General features: G+C 64.4%; 21 protein-coding genes. 2 read left to right on the plus strand and 19 right to left on the minus strand.

Translation table 11 applies throughout. The annotated features are described in order from the left end of the window. Positions 1 to 127: 127 nt before the first annotated feature. The 17 genes from U5A58_RS37120 to coq7 form a co-directional block, all read right to left on the minus strand. On the minus strand, positions 128 to 637 hold the full coding sequence (locus tag U5A58_RS37120) for a peroxiredoxin (protein WP_321965070.1): 510 nt from the start codon (positions 635 to 637) through the stop codon (positions 128 to 130). 271 nt (positions 638 to 908) lie between these two features. Then, on the minus strand, positions 909 to 2,111 hold the full coding sequence (gene ftsZ / locus U5A58_RS37125) for a cell division protein FtsZ (protein ID WP_321916780.1): 1,203 nt from the start codon (positions 2,109 to 2,111) through the stop codon (positions 909 to 911). A 139-nt stretch (positions 2,112 to 2,250) separates the two neighbouring features. Then, positions 2,251 to 3,483 (minus strand): cell division protein FtsA, encoded by a 1,233-nt coding sequence (gene ftsA, locus U5A58_RS37130; protein ID WP_042270315.1) that lies wholly within the window; start codon positions 3,481 to 3,483, stop codon positions 2,251 to 2,253. 27 nt (positions 3,484 to 3,510) lie between these two features. Continuing rightward, a complete protein-coding gene (locus U5A58_RS37135) occupies positions 3,511 to 4,266 on the minus strand; it encodes a cell division protein FtsQ/DivIB (RefSeq protein ID WP_321916781.1) in 756 nt (251 codons plus the stop codon). A gap of 60 nt (positions 4,267 to 4,326) precedes the next feature. Continuing rightward, positions 4,327 to 5,280: a D-alanine--D-alanine ligase gene (locus U5A58_RS37140; protein WP_321965071.1), complete on the minus strand. Its 954-nt coding sequence runs from the start codon at positions 5,278 to 5,280 to the stop codon at positions 4,327 to 4,329. 5 nt (positions 5,281 to 5,285) lie between these two features. Beyond that, complete coding sequence (gene murC / locus U5A58_RS37145; protein WP_321965072.1) at positions 5,286 to 6,680, minus strand: UDP-N-acetylmuramate--L-alanine ligase; 1,395 nt, start codon at positions 6,678 to 6,680, stop codon at positions 5,286 to 5,288. Next, positions 6,677 to 7,780, minus strand: coding sequence for an undecaprenyldiphospho-muramoylpentapeptide beta-N-acetylglucosaminyltransferase (murG, locus tag U5A58_RS37150; protein WP_321916786.1), 1,104 nt, complete (start codon positions 7,778 to 7,780; stop codon positions 6,677 to 6,679). The genes murC and murG overlap by 4 nt, the downstream gene beginning before the upstream one ends. Next, positions 7,777 to 9,042, minus strand: a complete 1,266-nt coding sequence (gene ftsW, locus U5A58_RS37155) for a putative lipid II flippase FtsW (RefSeq protein WP_233882959.1) — start codon at positions 9,040 to 9,042, stop codon at positions 7,777 to 7,779. The genes murG and ftsW overlap by 4 nt, the downstream gene beginning before the upstream one ends. Further along, complete coding sequence (murD, locus tag U5A58_RS37160) at positions 9,039 to 10,556, minus strand: UDP-N-acetylmuramoyl-L-alanine--D-glutamate ligase (RefSeq protein WP_321965073.1); 1,518 nt, start codon at positions 10,554 to 10,556, stop codon at positions 9,039 to 9,041. Before murD ends, ftsW begins: the two co-directional genes overlap by 4 nt. Before the next feature lie 26 nt (positions 10,557 to 10,582). After that, a complete protein-coding gene (gene mraY, locus U5A58_RS37165; RefSeq protein WP_028207787.1) occupies positions 10,583 to 11,752 on the minus strand; it encodes a phospho-N-acetylmuramoyl-pentapeptide-transferase in 1,170 nt (389 codons plus the stop codon). Between the two features lie 20 nt (positions 11,753 to 11,772). Next, positions 11,773 to 13,185, minus strand: coding sequence for a UDP-N-acetylmuramoyl-tripeptide--D-alanyl-D-alanine ligase (locus U5A58_RS37170; protein ID WP_321965074.1), 1,413 nt, complete (start codon positions 13,183 to 13,185; stop codon positions 11,773 to 11,775). Continuing rightward, a complete protein-coding gene (locus U5A58_RS37175) occupies positions 13,182 to 14,732 on the minus strand; it encodes a UDP-N-acetylmuramoyl-L-alanyl-D-glutamate--2,6-diaminopimelate ligase (RefSeq protein WP_321965075.1) in 1,551 nt (516 codons plus the stop codon). Before U5A58_RS37175 ends, U5A58_RS37170 begins: the two co-directional genes overlap by 4 nt. Further along, positions 14,729 to 16,621: a penicillin-binding protein 2 gene (locus U5A58_RS37180; RefSeq protein WP_321916792.1), complete on the minus strand. Its 1,893-nt coding sequence runs from the start codon at positions 16,619 to 16,621 to the stop codon at positions 14,729 to 14,731. Before U5A58_RS37180 ends, U5A58_RS37175 begins: the two co-directional genes overlap by 4 nt. After that, a complete protein-coding gene (gene ftsL, locus U5A58_RS37185) occupies positions 16,618 to 16,974 on the minus strand; it encodes a cell division protein FtsL (RefSeq protein WP_158758689.1) in 357 nt (118 codons plus the stop codon). The genes U5A58_RS37180 and ftsL overlap by 4 nt, the downstream gene beginning before the upstream one ends. Further along, complete coding sequence (rsmH, locus tag U5A58_RS37190) at positions 16,971 to 17,912, minus strand: 16S rRNA (cytosine(1402)-N(4))-methyltransferase RsmH (RefSeq protein WP_321965076.1); 942 nt, start codon at positions 17,910 to 17,912, stop codon at positions 16,971 to 16,973. The genes ftsL and rsmH overlap by 4 nt, the downstream gene beginning before the upstream one ends. A gap of 28 nt (positions 17,913 to 17,940) precedes the next feature. Then, entirely contained in the window at positions 17,941 to 18,369 is a 429-nt protein-coding gene (gene mraZ / locus U5A58_RS37195) for a division/cell wall cluster transcriptional repressor MraZ (RefSeq protein ID WP_028207782.1), read from the minus strand. A 399-nt stretch (positions 18,370 to 18,768) separates the two neighbouring features. Further along, complete coding sequence (gene coq7 / locus U5A58_RS37200; protein WP_321916796.1) at positions 18,769 to 19,431, minus strand: 2-polyprenyl-3-methyl-6-methoxy-1,4-benzoquinone monooxygenase; 663 nt, start codon at positions 19,429 to 19,431, stop codon at positions 18,769 to 18,771. Positions 19,432 to 19,739: 308 nt separating this feature from the next. On the opposite strand from coq7, the gene U5A58_RS37205 reads away from it, so the two are divergent. Further along, the gene (locus U5A58_RS37205) at positions 19,740 to 20,933 is read left to right on the plus strand and encodes a porin (RefSeq protein ID WP_321965077.1); all 1,194 of its coding nucleotides are present in this window, start codon (positions 19,740 to 19,742) and stop codon (positions 20,931 to 20,933) included. A 167-nt stretch (positions 20,934 to 21,100) separates the two neighbouring features. On the opposite strand, the gene U5A58_RS37210 is transcribed toward U5A58_RS37205, so the two are convergent. Beyond that, complete coding sequence (locus U5A58_RS37210) at positions 21,101 to 22,774, minus strand: long-chain fatty acid--CoA ligase (RefSeq protein ID WP_321965078.1); 1,674 nt, start codon at positions 22,772 to 22,774, stop codon at positions 21,101 to 21,103. A gap of 148 nt (positions 22,775 to 22,922) precedes the next feature. Further along, positions 22,923 to 25,013 carry a molybdopterin oxidoreductase family protein gene (locus tag U5A58_RS37215; RefSeq protein WP_321965079.1) on the minus strand — a complete coding sequence of 697 codons (2,091 nt, stop codon included), beginning with the start codon at positions 25,011 to 25,013 and terminating at the stop codon, positions 22,923 to 22,925. Positions 25,014 to 25,192: 179 nt separating this feature from the next. Here U5A58_RS37215 and U5A58_RS37220 point away from each other — a divergent pair, with 179 nt between their 5' ends. After that, entirely contained in the window at positions 25,193 to 26,386 is a 1,194-nt protein-coding gene (locus U5A58_RS37220; protein ID WP_321965080.1) for a M20 aminoacylase family protein, read from the plus strand. Positions 26,387 to 26,399 lie beyond the last annotated feature (13 nt).

A 26,399-nucleotide genomic window follows, 5' to 3' on the forward strand; every position in this document is an offset into this window, starting at 1 on the left:
CCGCGGGCCGATGCCCGGAACGGAGGCGTTCCCGGGGTGATCGGCCCGCTGGGCTCACGTAACCGCCTGTCACATTTGCGCAGCAGGTGCGCGTTGCATCAGGGCAACGCAGCGCCCGCAAACGCGCTCATGGGCGGGTCAACGTGACAAGTATGCTCGCAGCATCGCTCACTTCGAACTTGCCGGGTGCTTCGACGTGCAGCGTCTTGACCACGCCGTCGTCGACCACCATCGCATAGCGCTGGGAGCGGATTCCCATGCCACGCGCCGACAAATCCTGCTCCAGTCCGAGTGCACGAGTCAACGCTGCGCTGCCGTCGGCCATCATGCGTACCTTGCCCGAGGTACGCTGATCGCGTCCCCACGCGCCCATGACGAACGCGTCGTTGACGGACACGCACCAGATCTCGTCGACACCGGCCGCGCGCAGCGCGTCAAAGTGTTCGACGTAACCCGGCACGTGCTTCGCAGAGCACGTAGGCGTGAATGCGCCAGGCAATCCGAAGATCACCACGCGCTTGCCCGCCGCTTCCTTTCGCACGTCGAAGCTGTTAGGCCCCAGCGTGCAACCCTCGCGTGCGTCTTCGACGAACTCGAAGAGGGTCGCTTCGGGCAGCGTTTCACCCTGTTTGATCATGACTCGTCCTTCGCAACGATGTTCAAGCTTGTTCAAGCCTCATGCGCTTACAGATTGCAATGTTGGGCAACGATGTACTCCAAGGTTACACAGGTTCGCCTGGCGACACCGCGCCTGTCCCCCACGCTCAACGCGTGGCGGGCAACTGTCCCTGCCGCGCATCCTCGCGGATGCGGCCTTGCTGGTCTTGCTCGCCTTCATTGCACCGCCGCGCACTATCTGTCTGCGGGCGAGGGCAACGCGTGCCCTGCCGCAGTCAGATTGGCTCGCGTCAGTCCGCCTGCTTGCGCAGGAACGCCGGGATATCGTACGTGTCGACGCCCTTTTCCTGCAGCGCCTGCACGTGCGAAGCCGCGGTGTCGCGCGACGTGCGCCACACAGCCGGCGTGTCGAGCGCGCCGTAGTCGGCCGTGTTGCCGTGGCCGCTGTGCTGCGGTGCGTACGCACCTGCCGCAGCCGGGATCGGCTGATTGTCCGTGCCCGTGCGCAGCAGTTGCATCGGCGCGGCTTGCTGCTTCTTCGCAGCGCGGCCAAGGCCCGTTGCCACCACCGTCACGCGCAGCGCGTCGCCCATCGCGTCGTCGTACACCGCACCGAAGATCACCGTTGCGTCTTCTGCCGCGTAGCTCTTGATGGTGTTCATGACTTCGCGCGTTTCCGACAGACGCAGCGAACGGCTCGACGTGATGTTGACCAGCACGCCGCGCGCGCCCGACAGATCGACGCCTTCGAGCAGCGGGCTCGCCACGGCCTGTTCGGCCGCGAGGCGTGCGCGATCGACGCCGGCAACCGTCGCCGTGCCCATCATCGCCTTGCCTTGCTCGCCCATCACCGTCTTCACGTCTTCAAAGTCGACGTTCACGAGACCGTCGACGTTGATGATTTCGGCGATACCGGCAACTGCGTTGTTCAGAACGTCGTCCGCGCACTGGAAGCACTTGTCCATCTCGGCGTCATCGCCCATCACGTCGAACAGCTTGTCGTTCAGGACGACGATCAGCGAGTCGACGTGATCCTCCAGTTGCTGCGAGCCGGCTTCCGCCACGCGCATACGCTTGCCGCCTTCGAACTCGAACGGCTTGCTCACCACGCCAACGGTGAGAATGCCCATTTCCTTGGCGATTTGAGCGACGACCGGGGCTGCGCCCGTGCCGGTGCCACCGCCCATGCCGGCAGTGATGAAGACCATGTGCGCGCCGCGCAGTGCGTCGGCGATGCGCTCACGGGCTTCTTCAGCGGCCGCGCGACCCATCTCCGGCTTTGCACCGGCGCCGAGGCCCGTGTTGCCGAGCTGAATCACAGCCGATGCACGCGAGCGCGAGAGCGCCTGTGCGTCCGTGTTCATCACGATGAAATCGACGCCTTGCACGCCGCGGTTGATCATGTGCTGCACGGCATTGCCGCCAGCACCACCAACGCCTACCACCTTGATGATGGTGCCGTTGGTTTCCGTTTCCAGCATCTGGAATTCCATGTTGCCTCCGTCAAGAAAAAGATTCCGCTCCTCGGCCGTTATCCAGTGGAAGATCGGGCAACCTTCCACTGCGCGCTAGCCGCCGTCACCAGCGCGATTTTTCGAAGCTTGTACTTCGCCTTCTGTCCTGCGCCTGCCTTTAGAAGTTGCCGAGGAACCAGTCCTTCATGCGTGAGAAGACCTGGCCCATCGACCCCGACTGCACTGCAACCTTGCGCCCGCGCATGCGCTGCGAGCGGCCTTCGACGAGCAAGCCCATCGCCGTCGAGTAGCGCGGATTGCGCACCACGTCGGCCAGACCGCCCGCGTATTCCGGCACGCCAATGCGCACCGGCTTCAGGAAAATGTCCTCGCCCAACTCGACCATGCCCGGCATCATCGCGGCGCCGCCCGTGAGCACGACGCCCGAGCTCAGCAGCTCCTCGTAGCCTGACTCGCGCACCACCTGCTGCACGAGCGAAAACAGCTCTTCCACGCGCGGCTCGATCACGGCGGCAAGCGCCTGGCGCGACAGCGTGCGCGGACCGCGCTCGCCAAGCCCCGGCACTTCGATCATCTCGTCCGGATCGGCCAGTGCCTGCTTCGCGATGCCGTAGCTCACCTTGATGTCTTCCGCGTCGGGCGTGGGCGTGCGCAGCGCCATCGCGATGTCGCTCGTCACCTGGTCGCCCGCGATCGGAATCACCGCGGTGTGGCGGATCGCGCCTTCGCTGAAGATCGCGATGTCAGTCGTGCCGCCGCCGACATCGACGAGCACCACGCCCAGTTCCTTCTCGTCCTCGGTCAGCACCGCCAGCGACGACGCGAGCGGCTGCAGAATGAGGTCGTTCACTTCAAGCCCGCAGCGGCGCACACACTTCACGATGTTCTGTGCCGCGCTCACCGCGCCCGTCACGATATGCACCTTCACTTCCAGACGGATGCCGCTCATGCCGATCGGCTCGCGCACATCTTCCTGGCCGTCGATGATGAATTCCTGCGTGAGGATATGCAGCACCTGCTGGTCAGTCGGGATGTTGATCGCCTTCGCCGTTTCGATCACACGCGCGACATCGGCCTGCGTGACTTCCTTCTCCTTGATGGCGACCATGCCGCTCGAGTTGAAGCTGCGAATGTGGCTGCCCGCAATGCCGGTGAATACGTTAGTGATCTTGCAGTCGGCCATGAGTTCCGCTTCTTCGAGCGCTCGCTGGATAGACTGCACAGTGGCCTCGATGTTCACCACCACGCCCTTCTTGAGACCTTTCGATTCGCTCTGGCCGAGACCGATCACTTCGTAGTGGCCTTCGCCCTTTAGTTCGGCGACGACGGCCACCACCTTCGACGTCCCGATGTCGAGGCTGACCAGCAGATCCTTATAGTCTTTACTCATATCGTGCTCGTTGCGTGTGATGTCTTGTTACTTCTTGCCCGGAGCGGGCGTGTCACTGATGAAGCGCATGCCGGCCGCTCTTATCGCAAACCCGTTCGGATAACGCAAGTCCGCGTATTCGATCTCTTTGCCCCAACGTTGCGTGACTGCCGTCCATGCCGCGATGAGGCGGTGCGAACGCTCGCTCAATGTGTCGGCGTTGCGCTCGCGGCCCAGCTCCAGCTGCATGCCGTTCGAGAGCTTCACCGTCCACGCGTAGCGCGCCGAGAGCGTCACCTCATCGGGCGTGAGCCCGATTGGCGCGAACCACTTCTCGAGATCCCGGTAGCGCGCGACCACTTCGGGCGCGGTGCCGTCGGGGCCATCGAACGCGGGCAGTTCTTCGTCGAGCTCGCCCTGGTTCGCCGTGAACAGCTCGCCGTCCGTGCTCACGAGCTGATCGCTGCCCCACGTGCCCAGCGGTTTGTACTCCTCGAGCGTGACAGCCAGCGCGTTGGGCCACACGCGGCGCACGCTCGCGTGGCGCACCCACGGCATCTGTTCGAACGCGGCGCGTGCCGCGTCGAGATCAACCGTGAAGAAGTTGCCCTTCAACCGGCCGACCACGCTTGCGCGCACGGTAGGCGAATTGATGTGCTCGGTGTCGCCCTCGATGCGGATCTCTCGCAGCGCGAAGTTCGGGCGCTGCACGAGCCAGTAGCAGCCAGCCGCCAGAAGCGCGAGCGCGAGCAGCGCGTGCAACGCGTTGGCGGCAAGGTTGAGCTGGCGTACGTTATTCCACATTTCGAGATTGTCGGGTTAATACGGGTTCGGCAATTCGTCGGTCAGCGATTATTTAGGGGTTCAATCTTTCAGCGTCAGCGCAAGCACGCGCACCACGAGGTCGCGATATTCGATGCCCACCGAGCGCGCGGCCTTCGGCGGCAGCGAGTGATCGGTCATGCCGGGCGCCGTGTTCACTTCGAGGAAATACGCGTTGCCCGCGCCGTCCATCATGAAATCGGCGCGGCCCCAGTCGGTGCAGCCAAGCACGTCGAACGCGCGGCGCGCGAGCTTCTTCAGTTCGGCTTCCTTCTCGGGCGCAACGCCACAGGGAATCAGATACTGCGTCGTGTCGAGGATGTACTTCGCGTCGTAGTCGTAGAACTCGCCCGCCGGCACGATCTTGATGATCGGCAAATCGAGGTCGCCCGCGATGCACGCGGTGTACTCGCCACCGCCTTCGATGCTCTTTTCCACCAGCACGATCTTGTCGAACCTCGCGGCTTCTTCGAGCGCCGGCACGAGTTCGGCTTCGGCCTTCACCTTGATCACGGCCACGCTCGAGCCTTCGCTCGCGGGCTTCACGAAGAGCGGCAGGCCGAGCTTCGCGACGATCTGCGGCGCGCGCGCGGCGTAGTCGTCGCCACGCAGCACCGCTTCGAACGGCGGCGTGGGAATGCCGAGTTGCTGCCACACGAGCTTGCTGCGGAACTTGTCGAGGCCGAGCGCCGAGCCGAGCACGCCCGTGCCCGTATAGCGGATGCCGTAGAAGTCGAGCGCGCCCTGGATCTGGCCGTTCTCGCCATAGCCGCCATGCAGCGCGTTGAACGCGCGCACGAAGCCTTCGTCCTTCAACGCCGAAAGCGGACGCACGGACGGATCGAACGGATGCGCGTCGATGCCGGCGCTCTGCAGCGCCTGCAGCACCAGCGTGCCCGACTTGAGCGATACCTCGCGCTCGGCGGACACGCCGCCGAACAGCACGGCTACCTTGCCAAATTGCTTCGGATCGAAATTGGGATCGATACTGCTCATGTCACTCACGCCTTCTGTTCCTGGGCTGCGATCCGGCCCGGCACACCGCCGATCGAACCCGCGCCCATCGTAATCACCACGTCGCCGTCGCGCACCACTGCCGCGAGCGCCTCCGGCACTTCATCCACGGTCTCGACGAATACCGGCTCGACCTTGCCCGCCACACGAATCGCGCGTGCGAGCGCGCGGCCATCCGCGGCGACGATCGGCGCTTCGCCGGCTGCATAGACATCGGTCAGCACGAGCGCATCGACGGTCGAGAGCACGCGCACGAAGTCTTCGAAGCAGTCGCGCGTGCGCGTATAGCGGTGCGGCTGGAACGCCAGCACGAGACGCCGGTCGGGAAACGCACCGCGCGCCGCTGCAATGGTCGCCGCCATTTCCACCGGGTGATGGCCATAGTCGTCGATCAACGTCCAGGCACCGCCGCCGTTGACGGGAATCTCACCGTAGCGCTGAAAACGGCGGCCCACGCCGTTGAATTCCGCGAGCGCGCGTTGGATGTCGGCGTCCCTCACTTCGAGTTCGGTCGCGATCGCAATCGCGGCCAGCGCGTTCTGCACGTTGTGCGTGCCCGGCAGGTTCAGCACGATGTCGAGCGACGGCGCGTCTTCGCGCATCACCGTGAAGTACATCTTGCCGTCGCGCGCGACCGCGTTCACTGCGCGCACCTGCGCGTCGGATGCAAAGCCGTAGCGAATGATCGGCTTCGAGACGAACGGCAGAATCTCCTTCACGTTCGGGTCGTCCACGCACAGCACGGCAATGCCATAGAACGGAAGGCGGTGCGTGAATTCGATGAACGCCTGCTTCAGGCGCGCGAAGTCGTGCCCGTAGGTGTCCATATGATCGGCGTCGATGTTCGTAATGACTTCGATCACCGGGAAGAGGTTCAGGAACGACGCATCGGATTCATCGGCTTCCGCCACGATGAAGTCGCCCGTGCCGAGACGCGCATTCGCGCCCGCGCTGATGAGCCGCCCGCCGATCACGAAGGTCGGATCGAGCCCGCCCGCCGCCAGCACGCTCGCCACGAGTGAAGTCGTGGTGGTCTTGCCGTGCGTGCCCGCGATCGCGATGCCCTGTTTCAGGCGCATCAGTTCCGCAAGCATCACGGCGCGCGGCACGATGGGAATGCGACGATGGCGCGCCGCGAGCACTTCGGGGTTGTCGCTGCGCACCGCGGTCGAAACGACCACGGCATTGGCGCCTTCGATGTTCTCTTCGGCATGGCCGATCGCGATGCGCGCGCCGAGCGCGGCGAGTCGATCGGTGACCGCGTTCCTCGCGAGGTCCGAGCCGCTTACCTGATAGCCGAGATTGACGAGCACTTCGGCGATGCCGCTCATGCCCGCGCCGCCGATGCCGACGAAATGGATATGTTTGACGATGTGTTTCATTGCTTTCCTCCCGCACTTACGCCCGCCACGGCCGCGCAGATGCGCGCGACCTGATCGGCGGCGTCGGGTTTCGCGAGCGCGCGGGCGCGCCCGGCCATTTCCGCCAGCGATATTCTGGTCTGATGCCGCAACCAGTCGGCGAGTCCTTCCGCCGTCAGGTCGCGCTGTTGCACCACGAGCGCTGCGTCCTTGTCGGCAAGGAACGCGGCGTTGGTGGTCTGGTGGTCGTCCACGGCGTAGGGGAACGGCACGAAGCATGCCGCCACGCCCACTGCCGCGATCTCGGCCACCGTCATTGCGCCCGAACGGCAGACCACGAGGTCCGCGTTCCGGTACGCGCTCGCCATGTCGTCGATGAACGGCACGAGCTGCACCGTGTCATTCAGTTCGAGTCCGGCGTCGAGATAGTTTTGACGCAAGGCGTCGATGTGCTTCGCGCCCGCCTGATGCACGATGTGCGGACGCTCTTCAGGCGCGAGCAGCGACAGTGCGCGCGGCACCACTTCGTTGAGCGCCGTGGCGCCGAGACTGCCGCCCACCACGAGCACGCGCAGCGGACCGCTGCGCGCCGCATAGCGCGCCGCCGGGGCGTCGACGTGTTCAAGTGCCTCGCGAATCGGGTTGCCCGTCCACTCGGCGTTCGGGAGCGCGCCCGGAAACGCCACGAGCACACGCTTGGCCAGCTTCGCGAGCACCTTGTTCGCGAGACCGGCAATCGAATTCTGTTCATGCAGCACGAGCGGACGGCCCGAAAGTGCGCTCATCACACCCGCCGGGAACGTGATATAGCCGCCCATGCCGAGCACGACATCGGGCTTCACGCGGCGCAACGCCGCGAGGCTTTGCATGCACGCGCGCAGCAGGTTCAGCGGCAACATCAGCTTGGTCTTGATGCCCTTGCCGCGCACGCCGCCAAAGCGCACGTACTCCATGGTGATGCCGTGCTTGGGCACGAGCGTCGCTTCCATGCCTGCGGGATTGCCGAGCCACACCACGCGCCAGCCCCACTGCTCCATGCGATGCGCGACGGCGAGACCCGGGAACACGTGTCCCCCGGTGCCACCGGCCATCACCATGAGCGTGCGCGTTGCTGCGGTCATACTTTGCCCCCACGCATCAATACCCGGTTCTCGTAATCGACACGCAGCAGCAGCGCCACTGCGACACAGTTCAACAGGATGCCCGAGCCGCCGTAGCTCACGAGCGGCAGCGTGAGCCCCTTGGTCGGCAGCAGTCCCAGGTTCACACCCATGTTGATGAAGGCCTGCGCGCCGAACCACACGCCAAGACCCTTGGCGACGAGGCCCGCGAACGTGCGGTCGAGCGCGAGCGCCTGGCGGCCGATCTCGAACGCGCGGCGCACGATCCAGTAGAACAGCAGGATCACGACGAGCACGCCGACAAAACCGAGTTCCTCGCCGATCACGGCGAGAATGAAGTCGGTGTGCGCTTCCGGCAGATAGTTGAGCTTCTCGACGCTGCCGCCGAGACCCACGCCGAACCATTCGCCGCGGCCGAACGCGATCAGCGAGTGCGTGAGCTGGTACGCCTTGCCCTGCGCGTAGCGGTCGTCCCACGGATCGAGGTACGCGAAGATCCGCTCGCGACGCCACGGCGAGGCCCACACGAGCAGCGTGAAGGTGCCCACGGCCGTTGCGACGAGACCGCCGAACAGCTTGCCGTTCACACCGCCGAGGAACAGCACGCCCATGGCGATCGCGGCGATCACCATGAACGCGCCCATGTCGGGCTCGAGCAGCAGCAACGCGCCGACCACACCCACGGCAAATGCCATCGGCAAAAAGCCCTTCGCGAAGCTATGCATGTATTCCTGCTTGCGCACCGTGTAGTTCGCCGCGTAGATCGTCACGGCGAGTTTCATGATTTCCGACGGCTGCATATTCGTGACGCCGAGCGGAATCCAGCGCCGCGCGCCGTTCACGCCCTTGCCGATGTGCGGAATCAGCACGACCACCAGCATGGCGAGCGCGATGAGAAAGAGCTTCGGCGCGTAGCGGTCCCACGTGGAAACGGGAATGCGGAACGCGATGAGCGCCGCGACCGTGGCGATCGCGAGCGAAACGATGTGGCGCACGAGAAACGCCCAGTCGCGGTACGAGGCGTACTTCGGCGAATCGGGCATCGCGATCGAGGCCGAGTAGACCATCACGACGCCAAGACCAAGCAGCGCGATCACGGCCCAAAGCAGCGAGTGATCGTAGTCGAGCATGCGCGAGCGGCCGGGACGCACGCCGTTGACGACGCTCGCAAGACCGCCCGAACGCGCGCCGCCGCCCGACGAACCGCCGGCCTGACCGCCTTCGCGCGAGAGGCGCGCACCGAATCGCTCGGACCAGCTCATATCATCGTCCCCCGTTCTGCGGCGATTTCTTCCACCGTGTCATGGAACACAGCCGCGCGATGGGCGTAGCCCTTGAACATGTCGAAGCTTGCGCACGCAGGCGAGAGCAGCACGACGTCGCCGGGTTGCGCAAGCGCCGTGGCCGCGCGCGTGGCGTCTTCGAGCGTCGCGTGGTCGCTCATCGCGATGCCCGTTTCTTCGAGCGCCGCGCGGATCTTCGGCGCGTCGCGGCCGATCAGCATCACGGCGCGGCACCAGCGCGCAACCGGCGCCGCGAGCGGGCCGAAGTCCTGGCCCTTGCCGTCGCCGCCGGCGATCAGCACCGCGCGCTGCGCGAGGCCGTCGAGCGCCGCAACCGTCGCGCCCACGTTCGTGCCCTTGCTGTCGTCCACGTAGTCGATGCCGTCGATCGACGCGATCAGCTCCACGCGATGCGGCTCGCCGCGATACTCGCGCAAGCCATGGAGCAGCGGCGCGGGCGCCAGGTCGATCGCGCGCGTGAGCGCAAACGCCGCGAGCGCGTTCGCCGCGTTGTGCAGGCCGCGAATGCGCAGAGCGTCGGCGGGCATGAGACGCTTCATGCCGAGATTCACCGGCGCCGCTTCCTGCTGCTTGCGGCGACGCGGGGACACAGGCACATCAGCCGGGTCGAGATCGTGAGCCTGCACGAGCCACTGCATGCCGTTCTCGCGCAGCAGACCCAGGTCGCCGTCGCTCTCAGGCTCGTTCAGGCCGAAGGTCACGACCTTCGCGTCGCCACTCGCCTTCACGCTCGCGAGCGACATGACGCGCGCGTCGTCGCGGTTGAGCACACGCGTCGTGCGCGGCCCGAAGATGCGGCCCTTCGCGGCAGCGTAGGCGTCGAGACCGCCGTGCCAGTCGAGGTGGTCCTGCGTGATGTTGAGGACCGCTGCGGCGTCCGGCTCGAACGTATGCGCCGTCTCCAGCTGGAAGCTCGACAGCTCGAGCACCCAGACGTCGGGCAGCGCGGTGTTGTCGATGGCTTCGGCGAGCTTGTCGAGCATGGCCGGGCTGATGTTGCCTGCCACCGCCACGCGCTTGCCCGCACGCTCGCAGAGCATGCCGGTGAGGCTCGTCGTGGTGGTCTTGCCGTTCGTACCTGTGATCGCCAGCACCTTCGGTGCGTAGCCGCTCTCGCCGAGATGACGCAGCGCCTGAGCAAAGAGTTCGAGTTCGCCCCACACTTCGATGCCGCGCTCGCGCGCCGCCGCGATCAGCGGCACGAGATCCTCCGCGAGCGGCGAGAGGCCAGGACTGATCGCCACGAGTTCTACGCCGTCGAGCAGCGCGGTCGTGAACGGGCCGCCCGTGAAATCGGCGTCGATGCCGCGCGCGGCGAGTTCCGGCAAGTTCGGCGGCGCTTCGCGCGTGTCGGCAATGCGCAGGCGGCAACCATGCCGCGCGCACCAGCGCGCCATCGCGAGACCCGATTCCCCGAGTCCCAGCACGAGCACCATCGGCTTTTGCCGATCCCGAAACTTCTCGCCAAACATCGCTTGCTTCCCTTGTGTTTAAAGGCTCAACGCAGCTTGAGCGTGGACAGACCGATCAGACACAGCATCAGCGTGATGACCCAGAAACGCACGACAACCTGCGTCTCTTTCCAGCCAGACAGCTCGAAATGGTGATGCAGCGGCGCCATCTTGAAGATGCGGCGCCCTTCGCCGTAACGCTTTTTCGTGTACTTGAACCAGGTGACCTGGAGCATCACGGAGAGCGTCTCCGCGACGAAAATGCCGCCCATGATGAAGAGCACGATTTCCTGACGCACGATCACCGCAATGGTTCCGAGCGCGCCGCCGAGCGCGAGCGCGCCCACGTCGCCCATGAACACCTGCGCCGGATACGTGTTGAACCAGAGGAACGCGAGCCCTGCCCCGCCCATCGCCGAGCAGAAGATGAGCAGTTCGCCCGCGCCGGCAATGTGCGGAAAGAGCAGATACTTCGAATAGACCGAGCTGCCCATCACATAGGCGAACACGCCGAGCGACGCGCCGACCAGCACGACGGGCATGATGACGAGACCGTCGAGGCCGTCGGTGAGGTTCACGGCGTTGCTCGCGCCGACGATCACGAAGTACGTGAGCGCGATGAAGCCCCACACGCCGAGCGGATAGCTGATCGACTTGAGGAACGGCAGCAGCAGGTCGGCGCGTGCGGGAAGACCCATCGACAGGCCGCTGCGCACCCACGCCATGAAGAGATCGAACACGCGCACGTTGCTCGCTTCGGATACGCTGAACGCGAGGTACACCGCCGCGAACAAGCCGATCACCGACTGCCAGAAGTACTTTTCGCGCGAAGACATGCCGCGCGGGTCCTTGTAGACGACCTTGCGATAGTCGTCGACCCAGCCGATCGCGCCGAAGCCGAACGTGACGAGCATCACGATCCAGATAAAGCGGTTCGTGAGGTCGCCCCACAGCAAGGTGGACACCGCGATGCCCAGCAGAATCAGCACGCCGCCCATGGTGGGCGTGCCGGACTTCACGAGGTGAGTTTGCGGGCCGTCCGTCCGCACGGCCTGGCCGACCTTCATTGCGGTGAGCTTGCGGATCACCCAGGGGCCGAGGAAAAGCCCGATCGCCATCGCGGTGATGGTGGCCATCACCGCACGGAACGTCAGATAACTGAACACGCGCAAGAAGCTTGCGTCATTCTGCAGCCATTGCGCCAGCGCCAGTAGCATGCCTTGTATTCCTTAGTATTTCAGTGCGCACCGGACTTGGCGTCCGGTGCAGGGTTTTGCGGATTCGTCAAAGCCGCCACCACGCGCTCCATCTGCATGAAGCGCGAGCCTTTCACGAGAATCACTGCGCCGGCGCCGTAACCGGCGCCAGCCAGCGAGCGCACGAGTTCGCCCACGTCCGCCGAATGCAGCGCCTGCGCGCCGAACGCCGCTGCGCTGTCACGCGCTGCGTCGCCGAGCGTGTAGAGCGCGTCGATGCCGCGCTCCTTCGCGTAAGCGCCCACCTCGCGGTGAAACGCGGGACCGTCGTCGCCGACTTCGCCCATGTCGCCCAGCACGAGCACGCGCGGCGACACGCTCGAAGCGAGCACGTCGATCGCCGCACGCACCGAGTCAGGATTCGCGTTGTAGGTGTCGTCGATCACGGTTGCACCTGCCAACTCGCCGAGCGCCGCGCGCTTCACCTGCAAGCGGCCCTTCACCGGTTCGAACGCCTCCAGCCCGCGGCCAATCGCTTCGAGCGATACGCCCGACGCAATCGCCGCCGCCGTGGCCGCAAGCGCGTTGTGCGCGTTGTGCGCGCCCAGCACCTTCAACTCCACGTCGAGATGACCTTCCGGCGTCGAGATCGCGAGACGGTTGCCACCCAGCTTGCCGGTGACGGCCGCTTCGACCGCGCTCGTCTGCGTATGCAGCGCGAAGTCGAGAATGCGCGACCCCGTTGCCGCCACGCGCCAGATGCTCGCGTAAGCATCGTCAGCGGGAAACACTGCGACGCCCGTGGGCTTGAGCGCATGGATCACGCTCGCATGCTCGAGTGCGACGGCTTCCACCGTTGCCATGAATTCCTGATGCTCGCGCTGCGCGTTGTTCACCACCGCGACCGTCGGCTCGGCGAATTTCGCGAGCAACTCAGTCTCGCCCGGGTGATTCATGCCGAGTTCGACGACGGCCAGCCGATGAGCGCCGCTCAAACGCAGCAACGTTAACGGCACGCCGATGTCGTTATTGAGGTTTCCGGTAGTCGCAAGACGCAAATTTTCACCAACGGCCGCCGCGAAGATCGACGCGATCATTTCCTTGACCGTCGTCTTGCCGTTGCTGCCCGTCACGGCGACGAGCGGCATCGAGAAGCGGCGGCGCCAGCCGAGCGCGAGCGCGCCGAGCGCCTTGCGCGTGTCGTCCACGCGCAGCGCGGGAATGCGCCAGTCGCCGGGGCTGCGCGAAACGAGCGCAGCGCTCACGTGGCGGTTCGCCACTTCGCCGAGAAAGTCGTGCGCGTCGAAGCGGTCGCCCTTGAGCGCGACGAAGAGATCGCCGGGGCCCGTGGTGCGGCTGTCGGTCGAAATGCGCTCGAACGTCGCGTTCTCGTCGCCGAGCACGCTCGCGCCGGGAATCAACGCCGCGGCTTCGCGCAGGGAAAGCATCGTCATTCACCACCTCCGCGCCCGTGCGTGGCACGAGCGGCGAGTGCAAGCCGCGCGTGGTCCTGATCGGAGAACGCGCGCTTCTTGCCCATGATTTCCTGGGTCGCCTCGTGGCCTTTGCCGGCCAGCAAGACGACGTCCTCGCGCGCCGCGCCGCGCACCGCTTGCAGGATCGCGCTCGCGCGGTCCTCGATGCGGCGCGCCTTCGCGGGCTCGCGCATGCCTTGCGCGATCTGGTCGATGATCGCGGCGGGCGATTCGCTGCGCGGGTTATCGCTCGTCACGACAACCTGATCGCCGAGGCGCTCCGCAATCGCGCCCATGAGCGGGCGCTTGGTCGCGTCGCGATCGCCGCCGCAGCCGAACATGCAGATGAGTTGCCCGCCGCGCGCGGCTGCCATCGGGCGCAGCGCTTCGAGCGTTTTTTCGAGCGCGTCCGGCGTATGCGCGTAGTCGATCACGACGAGCGGCTCGTCGTGGTCGGCGCGGCCGCCAAGGCGCTCCATGCGGCCGTTCACCGGTTGCAGCTTCGCGATCTCGTTGAGCGCGGCGAGGAGCGGCACATTCGCAGCAAGCAGCGCCCCGAGCACGCCGAGCAGATTGCTCACGTTGAAGAGGCCGAGAACATGCACCTCGACTTGCGCCTCGCCCCAGTCCGACGTTTCCAGGTGGAACGCCGTGCCCGTAGCGGTCGCCCGCACATCGTTCGCGCGCAGCCAGGCGTCGGCAACGGGTGCGTCGGCGGCAGGCGTTGCCACGCCATAGGCGATCGTGCGCGCCTTGCCGCGCGTGGCGGCGATCAGGCGGCGACCCGCCGCGTCGTCGGCATTGATGATCGCCGCACGCAGGCCCGGCCACGCGAACAGGCGCGCCTTCGCGGCTTCATAGGCCTCGAACGTGTGGTGATAATCGAGATGGTCTTGCGTGAGATTCGTGAAAACGGCGATGTCGAACGAGGTACCGTTGACGCGGCCCTGATGCAGCGCGTGCGAGGATACTTCCATCGCAATAACCTGTGCGCCTTCGCCGCGCAATTGCGCGAGACTGCGCTGCAGTTGCGGCGCATCGGGCGTGGTGAAGCCCGTGTGCACGAGTTGGCCCGGAAAACCCGTGCCCAGCGTGCCGACGATCGCGCACTTCTGGCCGATGGCCGTGAACGCCGAGGCGATCCACTGGCTGCACGACGTCTTGCCGTTCGTGCCCGTCACGCCGACCACGAGCATCGCATCGCTCGGGTCGCCGTACCAGCCGCTGGCGATTTCCCCTGCGAGCGCGTCGAGTTGCGGCACGGCGAGCGCGATCGACGCGTCGAGCTTCTCGCCCGTATAGCCTTCCGGCTGATACAGCACGGCTGAGGCGCCACGCTCGATGGCGCCCGCGATGTGCGGGCGATTGTCCGCGCCCTCGACGGCGTAAGCGAGAAACACGTCGCCCGGCTTGAGCGAGCGCGTGTCGGCGTGCAGGCCAGCCGCGGGCGCGACGTGCGCGCGCAGCCATGCGAGCGCGTCCGCGATCTGCCGTTGCGCGGGATGCTGGTTGCGCGTGGCGCTCATCGGACGACTCCGGGTCGATTTTTCGCGTTGTCCGCGACGGTCATGTGATGCGCAGCTGCGGTGCTCTTGTTTGCAGGTGCGTTCGCCACGCGCTTCACTGGCGCAGCCGGCGCGTTCGCAACGGCCGGGGCCGAAGCGGCGGCGCTATTGTCTTCGACGACGAGCTGCTTCACCGGCATATCCGGCGGCACGTTGAGCGAGCGCAGCGTATCGCCGACGATGCCCGAGAACACCGGACCCGACACCGCGCCGCCGAAGTGGCTGCCAGCAGTCGGTTCGTCGACCGTGACGGCCACGACGATGCGCGGATTCGGCATCGGCGCCATGCCGACGAACGACGCGCGGTACTTCGAATGATCGTAGCCGTGCGGACCATGCTTGTACGCCGTACCGGACTTGCCGCCCACGCGGTAGCCGGGCACGGCGGCGTCGGGCGAGGTGCCGTCTTTCGACACCACGCTCTCCAGCATCGTGCGCACTTCGCGCGCCGTGGTCGGCGCAAAGACCTGGGTGCCCTGCACGGGTTGCGTGTCGCCAGCGTGGCGGAAGATCGTGACCGGCAGAATCTGGCCGTCGTGCGCGATCGCCGTGTACGCGCGCGCGAGCTGGAACAGCGAAACGGAGAGGCCGTAGCCGTAGGACATCGTCGCCTGCTCGATGCGGCGCCAGCTTTTCCACGGACGCAGACGGCCCGCCGCCGCGCCGGGGAACCCGACCTTCGGCGCCTGACCGAGACCGATGCTGGTGTACATGTCCCACATTTCTTCGGGCTTGAGCGTCATCGCGATCTTCGTCGCGCCGATATTGCTCGACTTCTGGATCACGCCACCGACCGTGAGGACGCCGAACGCCGCGTCGTCGGTGATGGTCGCGCCGTCTAGCGTGAAGTGGCCCGGGCCCGTATCCACCAGTGTACTCGGCGAGACGCGGTGCAGATCGAGCGCGAGCGACACCGTAAACGGCTTCATGATCGAGCCCGGCTCGAACACGTCGGTGAGAATGCGGTTGCGCAACTGCTCGCCCGTAAGGTGCGAGCGGTCGTTCGGGTTGTAGGTCGGATAATTCACGAGCGCGAGCACTTCGCCCGTGCGCACGTCCACCACCACCGCCGCGCCGGCCTTGGCCTTGAACTTCTCGACGGCGGCCTTCAGGTTCGAATAGGCGATGTACTGGATCTTGCTGTCGATCGACAGTTCGACGTCCTTGCCATCGTGAGGCACGACCGTTTCGTCGACGTCCTCGATGATGTGACCCATGCGGTCCTTGATGACGTGGCGAATGCCGGGCACGCCCGCGAGCACCTTCTGGTCGGACAGCTCGACGCCTTCCTGGCCTTCGTCCTCGACGTTGGTGAAGCCGATCAAGTGCGCGGTGACGTCGCCTTCCGGATAGAAGCGCTTGTACTCGTTGCGCTGATACACGCCGGGAATGTCGAGCGCCGTCACTTGCTGCGCGACATCGAGCGGCACCTGGCGCTTTACATAGACGAACGTCTTGTCTTCGGAGAGCTTCGCGCGCAGCTCTTTCGTGTTCATGCCGAGCAGCGTGCCGAGCTGGTTGAGCTTGTCGGCACCGAGATCGTCGGGCACGGCTTCGGGAATCGCCCAGATTGCGCGCACTGGCAAGCTCGTGGCGAGCACGAGCCCGTTGCGGTCGAGAATCTTGCCGCGCGTGGCCGGCAACTCGATCGTGCGCTGGTAGCGGCTTTCGCCCTGCTTCTGATAAAACGCGTTGCCCGGGCCCTGAATCCAGAACGCGCGCGCGGCAAGCGCGACGAACGCCATGAACAGCAGGAACACGACGAGCTTCGAGCGCCACATCGGCAGGCGCACGGAGAGAATGGGGTTGGCGCTAAAGGCGACGCTCTTGCGGCGATTGTCCTTTTTCATCGCGTGCCTCCGCGGCGGGCAGGCGTGGGCGCGGCGCCCTGCGCGGGCGCCGAGGTCGGCACGGGAGCGTCGACGGCACTGGCGCTGCCGGGCGCGAGCGTCAGATATTGCGTGCGTCCGGTCGTGACAGGCTGCATCTTGAGCGAGTCGGTGGCGATCTGTTCGATGCGCGACGTTCTCGACAGCGCGCTTTGCTGATATTGAAGCTGTGCGTAGTCCTGCTGAAGCTGATGCTCCTGCGACTGCGCGCGTTGCAACTGGATGAAGATCTGGCGCTGCTGATTGGTGGCGTTCACGACGGAAAGCGCGCACCCCATGACGACGATCAGCAGGAAGATGTTCAGACGATTCATGGCGTGACGCGCTCCGCGGTGCGCATCACGGCCGAGCGGGCGCGCGGGTTCGCGGCGACTTCCTCGTCGCTCGCGAACACGCGGCCGAGCAGCTTGAGCGGCGGGCTCGGCAGGTCGACGGCGCGGATCGGCAAGCGGCGGTCCACCGCCGGCGCAGTCGAATGCGCCTGCATGAACCGCTTGACGATCCGGTCTTCGAGCGAATGAAAGCTGATGACCACCAGCCGCCCCCCCTGTTCCAGCAACGACAGTGCTGCTTCTAGAACGACCTGCAGCTCCGCAAGCTCTTGATTGACGTGAATCCGTATAGCTTGAAAGGTGCGGGTTGCCGGGTCCTTACCCTTCTCACGGGTTTTGACGACGTTAGCCACGATTTGGGCAAGCTCGCCCGTGCTGTCGAGAGGCCCGAGACGGTCGGACTCTGCCCGGCGAGCAACAAGCGCCTTTGCAATCTGAAAAGCAAACCGTTCTTCCCCATAATCCCGAATTACCTCCGTCAGTTCCTGCACCGTGGCCCGAGCGAGCCAGTCAGCGGCGGACTCGCCGCGCGTCGGGTCCATCCGCATGTCGAGCGGGCCATCTGCGCGGAAACTGAAACCGCGCTGCGGATCGTCGAACTGCGGCGACGACACGCCAAGGTCCAGCAGCACTCCCGACACACGCCCTACCCCGCGCGACGCGAGCTCGTCGCGCAGCGAAGCAAAACTCTCATGCACGATCGAAAACCGCGCGTCGCCAACGGTTTGCGCCGTGGCGATTGCCAGCGGGTCCTTGTCGAACGCGATCAACCGCCCCGCCTCTGCGAGGCGAGCGAGGATCGCGCGACTGTGCCCGCCGCGGCCGAATGTGCCGTCCACATAAATGCCGTCCGCGCGCGTGATCAGCGCGTTGACCGCTTCGTCTAGCAGCACCGTGCGATGCTGCAGTCCCTGTCCCATCGCAGATGCCATAGCTTTTTAACCGCGATCAGAACGTGAAATTTTTCAGGGCGTCGGGCATGCCCTGAGCCATCGCCGCCTGTTCCTTGGCGGCGTAGGTCTGCGCATCCCACAACTCAAAATGACTACCCATGCCGAGCAGCATGACTTCCTTTTCCATTCCTGCCGCCAGACGCAATTCAGGTGAGACGAGTACGCGGCCCGCACTGTCGACATCGACGTCGGACGCATTGCCGAGAAAAATTCGGCGCCACCAGTGCGCGTCCATCGGCAAGGCGGCGACTTTCGAGCGGAACACTTCCCATTCGGGGCGCGGAAATAGCAACAGGCAGCCGTCCGGGTGCTTGGTGATCGTCACCCGTCCTTCTGCCTGTTGTTGCAGCGCTTCCCGATAGCGGGACGGAATAGACATCCGTCCTTTCGCATCGAGTGTCAGCGCCGACGCCCCCTGGAACAATTTGCTCCCCCTAATGCGGCGCTTTTCGCCGCCCGCCTAAATCTCGGAAAATCTACCTGAATACGCGCCTGAAATCACACAAAAATACACTTTCTCACACTGTCTCCCACTTTAGAGGAACGCCCAACGAGGGTCAAGGGAGACCGGACGTTTTTTGACGAAATTTATCCGCTAGAACAAGGACTTAGCGGCACTTGTTGAAGTCGCGACAAAAGCCAAAAACCGTTATGAATGAATGAGCTAACGCAGGTTCTGAAGGTGATACGTGAAAAGCGCGGCGATAAACGGCCTATGGCGGGATCGAGCGGGGGCTTGCGGGGATTAAAACCGGGGGGCTGAAAGCTCTGAAAGATTAATACGGGTTTGGGCCGACAGCGATTGCCGGCCCAAGTCGTCTAATCAGATGTAATAGGCCGTGCGCGTCATGACTTTCGATGCTACACGCATAAGCGAACGCACTGGCAACGGCAATTCGACTCCGCCCAGATCGGCGGCCGATTTCGCGTGCGCGATTTCGTCGGCACGCATTTGCTCGACGACCGCACGCGACTCGAGATCGGCGGGCGGGAGGCTATCGAGATGGCTGTCGAGATGATGCTCGACCTGGCGCTCGGTTTCGGCCATGAAGCCGAGGCTCACCTTGTCGCCGAGGCGGCCGGCGGCAAAGCCGATCGCGAGCGCGCCAGCGTACCAAAGCGGATTGAGCAGGCTCGGACGCGAGTCGAGCGCCTGCAGACGGCGAGAGGTCCACGCAAGATGATCCTCTTCTTCGCGCGCGGCCTGCTCGAAGGCAGCCTTGAGCGAGGGTGAGCGCGCCGAGATTTTTTGCGCCTGATACAGCGCCTGGGCACACACTTCACCCACATGATTCACGCGCATGAGGCCGGCGGCATGCGTGCGCTCGGCGGCCGTGAGTTCGCTGCCGGCCGGCGCGGCTTCGCCCTCGGGCGTCACTTCGATGGTAACGGGGGAAGGCTGCGGCATCGGACGCGTCATGCGCGACACGCCGGTGAGGGAGCGCAGGCCCCGGTCGAATTCGGTAATCAAGTCGTCTAGCAGCATCCAGCCTCCCATTTGTTTCTTCGGCGAGCCGGAATTTCCCGCGCGCCCGGACTGCCCTCCCACCACTACACAAACTCACGGAGTTCCGTCAATCCGGGGCAGCGCCGATAGATAGCCGCGTATTCTAGACCATGTTGTGTAAACGAAACAGGTACTTAGCGGTGCCCTGGCTTTTCCTTTGTGACTATTAACCCTTTTGTTACATTACGTGGCAACTTCTCGCGAAGTTCGAAGGACAGGACCCCGCACTATAAAAAACCGGTCTTGTTAAAAGACGCAAAAGATTCGCAAACACTGGAGATCATTCAATGAAGAAGTCGCTTCTCGCGCTGGCTGCGCTGGGCGCGTTCGCGGGCGTTGCTCACGCTCAGAGCAGCGTCACGCTGTACGGTATCATCGACGAAGGTTTCAACATCAACACCAACTACGGTGGCAAGCACCTGTACAACCTGTCGAGCGGCGTTCTGCAAGGCAGCCGTTTCGGCCTGCGCGGCGCTGAAGACCTCGGTGGCGGCTTGAAGGCAGTCTTCGTACTCGAAAATGGTTTTGACGTGAACAACGGCAAGCTCGGCCAGGGTGGCCTGCTGTTTGGCCGTCAAGCGTACGTCGGCCTCTCGAGCTCGCAGTTCGGCACGGTCACGCTGGGTCGCCAGTACGACTCCGTCGTCGACTATGTCGGCCCGCTCGAAGCAGGCGATCAGTGGGGCGGCTACATCGTGGCTCACCCGCAAGACCTGGACAACTTCAACAACGCCTACCGCACGAACAACACGGTCAAGTTCACCAGCGTGAACTACGCTGGCCTGACGTTCGGCGGCACGTATAGCTTCGGTGGCCAGGCAGGCAACTTCACGCAAAACCAGATCTGGTCGTTGGGCGCTGGTTACAACAACGGCCCCCTCGTCCTCGGTGTTGGTTACCTGAACGCACGCACGCCGAACAACTTTGGCGGCCTGTTCAACAATGGCTCCACCAGCACGCCGCTCTCGAACGCAGCTACTTCGGCTAGCACCGTGTACGGCGGCTTCTCGACCGCCAACACGTACCAGGTCATCGGCGCAGGCGGCGCTTACACGTTTGGCGCAGCAACGTTCGGCCTGACGTATTCGAACGTCAGCTTCCGCGATCTGGGTACGACCACGGGTGTGGCCGCGTCACGCTATCAGCGTGGTTCGAACGCTACGTTCAACAACGTCGAAGCGAACTTCAAGTACCAGTTCACCCCGGCTCTGCTGGCTGGCTTCGCGTTCGACTACACGGACGGCAGCAGCGTTACGCTGGCGAACGGCTCGAGCCAGAGCGGCGCGAAGTACTTCCAGTACGCGTTGGGCACGGACTACTTCCTGTCGAAGCGCACGGACGTCTACCTGATCGGCGTGTACCAGCACGCAACGGGTACGGACTCGCTCGGTTCGTCGGCTGTCGCGTCGATCAACAACCTGACGCCGTCGAGCACGAACAACGTGTTCACGGCTCGCGTTGGTATCCGTCACAAGTTCTAATAAGAACATTCGCTGTAACCTCGAAGGCGCCTCCGGGCGCCTTTTTTCTTTGGCGCGACGCCTTGTTTCGCGCCGGCGCGCACGGCAAAAAAAAGCGGCCTGCCCTCGACGGGCAGGCCGCTTTTTTCGCTTATAACTCGCTAGCCTTTCGCTTCGTTCTTTCGCGTTCAGGCGCGACCGTCGCGCAACTCGCGGCGCAGGATCTTGCCGACGTTGCTCTTGGGCAGATCGTTGCGGAACTCGATGATCTTCGGCCGCTTGTAGCCGGTGAGCTGAGTCTTGCAGTAGTCGAACACGTCCTTGTCGGTGAGCGCCGGGTCCTTCTTGACGATATAGAGCTTCACCGCTTCGCCCGAGTTCTGGTCGGGTACACCCACCGCCGCCACTTCGAACACGCCCGGCAGCTTCGCCACGACGTCCTCGACTTCGTTCGGATAGACATTGAAGCCCGAGACCAGAATCATGTCCTTCTTGCGGTCGACGAGCTTGATGTAGCCGCGCGCATTCACGAGCCCGACGTCGCCCGACTTGAAGAAGCCGTCGGGCGTCATGACTTTCGCCGTTTCTTCCGGACGCTGCCAGTAGCCCGCCATCACCTGCGGCCCGCGGATGCAAATCTCACCGGCTTCACCAATCGGCAGCTCGTTGCCGGCGTCGTCACGAATCGAGATTTCAGTGGAGGGCAAAGGCAAGCCGATCGTGCCGGTGTATTCCGTTGCCGTGACCGGATTGCAGGTCACGCTGGGCGAGGTTTCCGAGAGCCCATAGCCTTCGACGATAGGCGTATGCGTGCGCTCGTACCAGCGCTTGGCCACGGCTTCCTGCACGGCCATGCCGCCACCGTTTGCAACGAGCAGGTGCGTGAAGTCCAGATTGGCGAAATCCGGATGGTTGAGCATCGCGTTGTAGAGCGTGTTGACCGCAGGAAAACACGTGATCGAGTAGCCGTGCAGTTCCTTGATCATGCCGCCGATGTCGCGCGGATTCGGAATCAGAATCGCGAGACCGCCGGTGCGCAGCGTCAGCAGCCCGCAAACGGTCAGCGCGAACACGTGATAGAGCGGCAACGCCGCGACCGTCACCGGCTGCGTACCGGATGGCAGTTTCGCAAGCGCGGGCTCGGTCCATGCCGCCGACTGCAGCACGTTGGCAATCAGGTTGCTATGCAGCAACGTCGCGCCCTTGGCCACACCGGTCGTGCCGCCCGTGTACTGAAGGAAGGCGACGTCCTCGGGCGTCTGCTCGACGCGCTTGAAGCCTTTGCGTGCACCTTCGGCGAGTGCGTCGTTAAAGCGCACGTGGCCGGGCAGACTCCAGGCGGGCACCATCTTCTTCACGCGCCGCACGACGAAGTTGACGACGAAGCCCTTCGCGCCAAGCAGATCGCCCATCGCTGCGACCAGCACGTGCTTCACGCGCGTATTGGCGATGACCGCGCTCACGGTCCCGGCGAAGTTCTCGAGGACGACGATCGCTTCTGTGCCGCTGTCCTTCAACTGGTGTTCGAGCTCGCGCGGCGTGTAGAGCGGGTTCACGTTGACGACGACATAGCCCGCGCGCAGTACTGCTGCCAGCGCGACCGGATACTGCAGCACGTTGGGCATCATGAGCGCGATGCGCGCGCCACGTGCAATACCGCGCGACTGAAACCATGCGGCCAGACGCTGGGAGAGTTGGTCCAGCTCACCGTAGGTAATCGTCTTGCCCATGCACGCGAAGGCGGGCTTTGCACGGAATTCACTGAAGCTCTCTTCGAGCAGCGCCGTGATGGACGCGTAACGGCTCGCGTCGATTTCAGCGGGAACGCCGGGCGGGTACGATTTCAGCCAGACTTTTTCCATGCAGCGTCTCCTCCTTGATTTTTCGAATGGTCGTGCTAAAAAATTGGATCGTAGCATGGCGACCCAGCTTTTATGTCAGCAAATCAGCGAGTTAGAAAGGCCCCTCGAACGGGCGTCGCGGGGCCGTTAGCTATGCCATGAAGCGCTTTCAGATGCGCTCGACCTCGACGAGGCAATCGTAGAAAGTCGCCGAACCGCCCAGGTCGGTGAGCGCCTGGCTCGTCACTTCGTTGGCGTTGCGGCCGTCCGGCGCCAGTTTCTTCCACCAGATCGACAAGCCCACCACGAGGCCGCTGCGCGCCCGGTCGGTCACGCGCGCCCGCGCGCGCATCGAGCCGCGGTCGTTGAATACGCGAACCTCGTCGCCGTCGGCAATCTCGCGGCGGGCGGCATCGGCCGGATGAAGGTCCACGTGCGGCTCGCCTTCGGTCGCGCGCAGGCTCTCCACGTTCACGAAGGTGCTGTTCAGAAAGTTGCGCGCGGGCGGCGAGATCATCGCGAGCGGATAGCGCGCGGCAAGCTCGGGCGCGCCGTCCGCCGACTCGTGCGGTGGCAGGTAGTCGGGCAGCGGATCGAGCCCGGCCTTCGCAAGCGCCTCGCTATGGAACTCGCATTTGCCCGTGGGCGTGCGAAAACCGCCGTTCGCAAACGGCGCTTCGGGAATGTTCAGTTCTAGCCAGCCTTCGCGCTTGAGCGCGGCCCAGTCGGCGCCGCCTAGCGCGGGATCGATCCAGTCGAATGCGCGGGCCGCCACGTCTTCGTCGCTTTCGAACAGCGCCGGCTCGGTCAGGCCCATCGCGCGCGCGATGGAACGGAAAATCTCGGTATTCGGCCGCGCCTCGCCAACGGGCGCAATGGCCGGCAGGTTCGCCATGATGTGCGTGTGGCCGTAGGACTTGTGAACGTCGAGATGTTCAAGCTGGGTCGTGGCAGGCAGCAGCAGGTCGGCGTAATCGGCGGTGTCGGTCTGGAACTGCTCGAGCACGATGGTAAAGAGGTCCTCGCGCGCAAAGCCGGCTGCGACCTTCGCCGACTCGGGCGCAACCGCAACCGGATTCGAGTTGTAGACGACGATCGCTTCGACCTTCGGCCCGAATGCGGCGTCGCCTGCGTGCGTGAGCGCGTCGCCGATCTGGTTCATGTTGATGATACGCGGCTGATGCTGCGGCCAGCCCGGAATCAGATCGGGGCGCTGGAGGGCGTTCGTATCGACGGGGGCCCAGCCCGACGACGAAAGCAGCACGCCGCCGGCGCGCTCGCGCCACGCGCCGGTCAGCGCGGGCAGACAGGCGATGGCACGCACGGCGTTACCGCCGCCGCGCACGCGTTGCAGGCCATAGTTCATGCGGATTGCCGCCTTGCGCGTCGAGGCGTAGAGGCGCGCAAGATCGACGACGACCTGCTCCTCGATGCCGCAGATCCCGGCGACGCGCGCCGGCGTGTAGGTGAGCGCGCGCGCCTTCAACGCGTCGAAGCCGTGGGTATGGGCCGCAATGTAATCGTGGTCGAGCCGGTCCTCGGTGATCAGCACGTGCATCATGCCGAGCGCGAGCGCGCCGTCTGTACCGGGCTTGAGCGCAATGTGCTGGTGGCATTTCTCGGCCGTCAGCGAGCGATACGGGTCGATCGCGATCAGCTTCGCGCCGTTGCGTTTCGCTTCTTGCGCGCGAGTCCAGAAGTGCAGGTTCGACGCGATCGGGTTAGCGCCCCAGATCAGGATCAACTCGCTTTCTGCGAAATACTCCGTGAGCATGCCGAGGCTCGAGCCAAACGTATAACGCAGGCCGGCGGCGCCCGCCGCCGCGCAGATCGCGCGATCGAGACGCGACGCGCCAAGCTTGTGAAAGAAGCGCTGTGCGATGCTATCGCCCTGAACGAGCCCCATCGTACCGGCATAGCTGTACGGCAGGATTGCTTCGGGTGCACGCTGCGCGAGTTCGCCCAGGCGTTCAGCGGCGATCCGTGTGGCCTCGTCCCAACTGATCGGCTCGAAACGCCCTTCCCCCTTGCGTCCAACCCGCTTCATCGGCTGCGTCAAACGCTTCGGGTGATGGACTCGCTCGGCATAGCGGGTCACTTTCGTGCACAGCACGCCCTGGGTGGGCGGATGATCCGGGTCGCCGCTCACTTTGATTGCCCGGCCATTTTCAACGGTCACGCGCATTGCGCAGGTATCGGGACAATCGTGCGGGCAAACTGCACGGGCAAATTCGCGGGCAAATTCGGCTGGGGCGTTCATCGGAAATCCGTGGGTGAGGCGTTCTGTCGTGGGTGCAATTTTATTATGTCCAGGGCGCGCGCCCTGTCCGCACCCAGGGGGTTGGCGCGAAAAAAAAGGTTCGGCGTAGAATGGTTTGTCTAGACCCGGCCTGATTTGGAGACAAAGGCCGGGCGCCCACTTTTCGAGCACCGTCCGCCATGAAACTGATTCCGGAAATCCAGGCCGCCCAAGGCGAAATCCAGGGCCTCCGACGAACGATCCACGCACACCCCGAACTGCGCTACGAAGAAACTCAAACCTCCGACCTCGTCGCGGCAAAACTCACAGAATGGGGCATTGAAGTGCATCGTGGCATGGGCAAGACCGGCGTTGTCGGTGTGCTCAAGCGCGGCACTGGCAAGCGCATGGTCGGTTTGCGCGCCGATATGGACGCCTTGCCGATCCAGGAACTCAACACGTTTGATCATCGCTCGCGCAACGAAGGCAAGATGCACGCGTGCGGCCACGACGGCCACACCGCGATGCTGCTTGGCGCAGCACAACATCTCGCGCGGCACGGACAGTTCGACGGCACGATCGTCTTCATTTTCCAGCCCGCTGAAGAAGGCGGTGCTGGCGCGAAAGCCATGATCGACGATGGCCTCTTCGAGCAATTTCCCGTGGACGCCGTTTTCGGTATTCACAACTGGCCCGGCATGCCGGCTGGCTACTTCGGTGTGACCGAAGGGCCGATTATGGCTTCTAGCAACGAATTTCGCATTGAAATCAATGGCGTAGGCTCGCACGCCGCGTTGCCGCACAATGGCCGGGATCCGGTTTTCACCGCGGTGCAGATCGCGAACGGGTTGCAGAGCATCATCACGCGCAGCAAGAAGCCGCTCGATACGGCCGTGCTCTCGATCACGCAGATTCATGCCGGCGATGCGGTCAACGTGGTGCCGAACACCGCATGGATCGCGGGAACAGTGCGTACCTTCACGACGGAAACGCTGGATCTGATCGAGTCGCGGCTGCGCAAGATCGCCGAGAGCACGGCTGAGGCGTATGACTGCTCGGTCGACATCGCTTTTCATCGCAATTATCCGCCGACGGTGAACAGCAGCGCGGAGGCACAGTTTGCCGCGGAGGTGATGCGGGAGGTGGTCGGCGCCGACCACGTTGACGCGAACGTCGAACCCACCATGGGCGCCGAGGACTTCTCGTTCATGCTGCTCGAGAAGCCCGGGTGCTATGCGTTTCTCGGTAACGGCGAAGGTGGTCACCGGGATGCGGGCCATGGTGCAGGCCCGTGCATGCTGCACAACGCGAGCTATGACTTTAACGATCAACTGCTGCCGGTGGGATCGTCGTTTTGGGTGCACCTGGCGACGAAGTTTTTGGCTCAGCAGTGAGTCGGGCGCCAAT

The sequence above is a fragment of the Paraburkholderia sp. J7 genome, from assembly GCF_905220155.1.
Classification (GTDB): domain Bacteria; phylum Pseudomonadota; class Gammaproteobacteria; order Burkholderiales; family Burkholderiaceae; genus Paraburkholderia.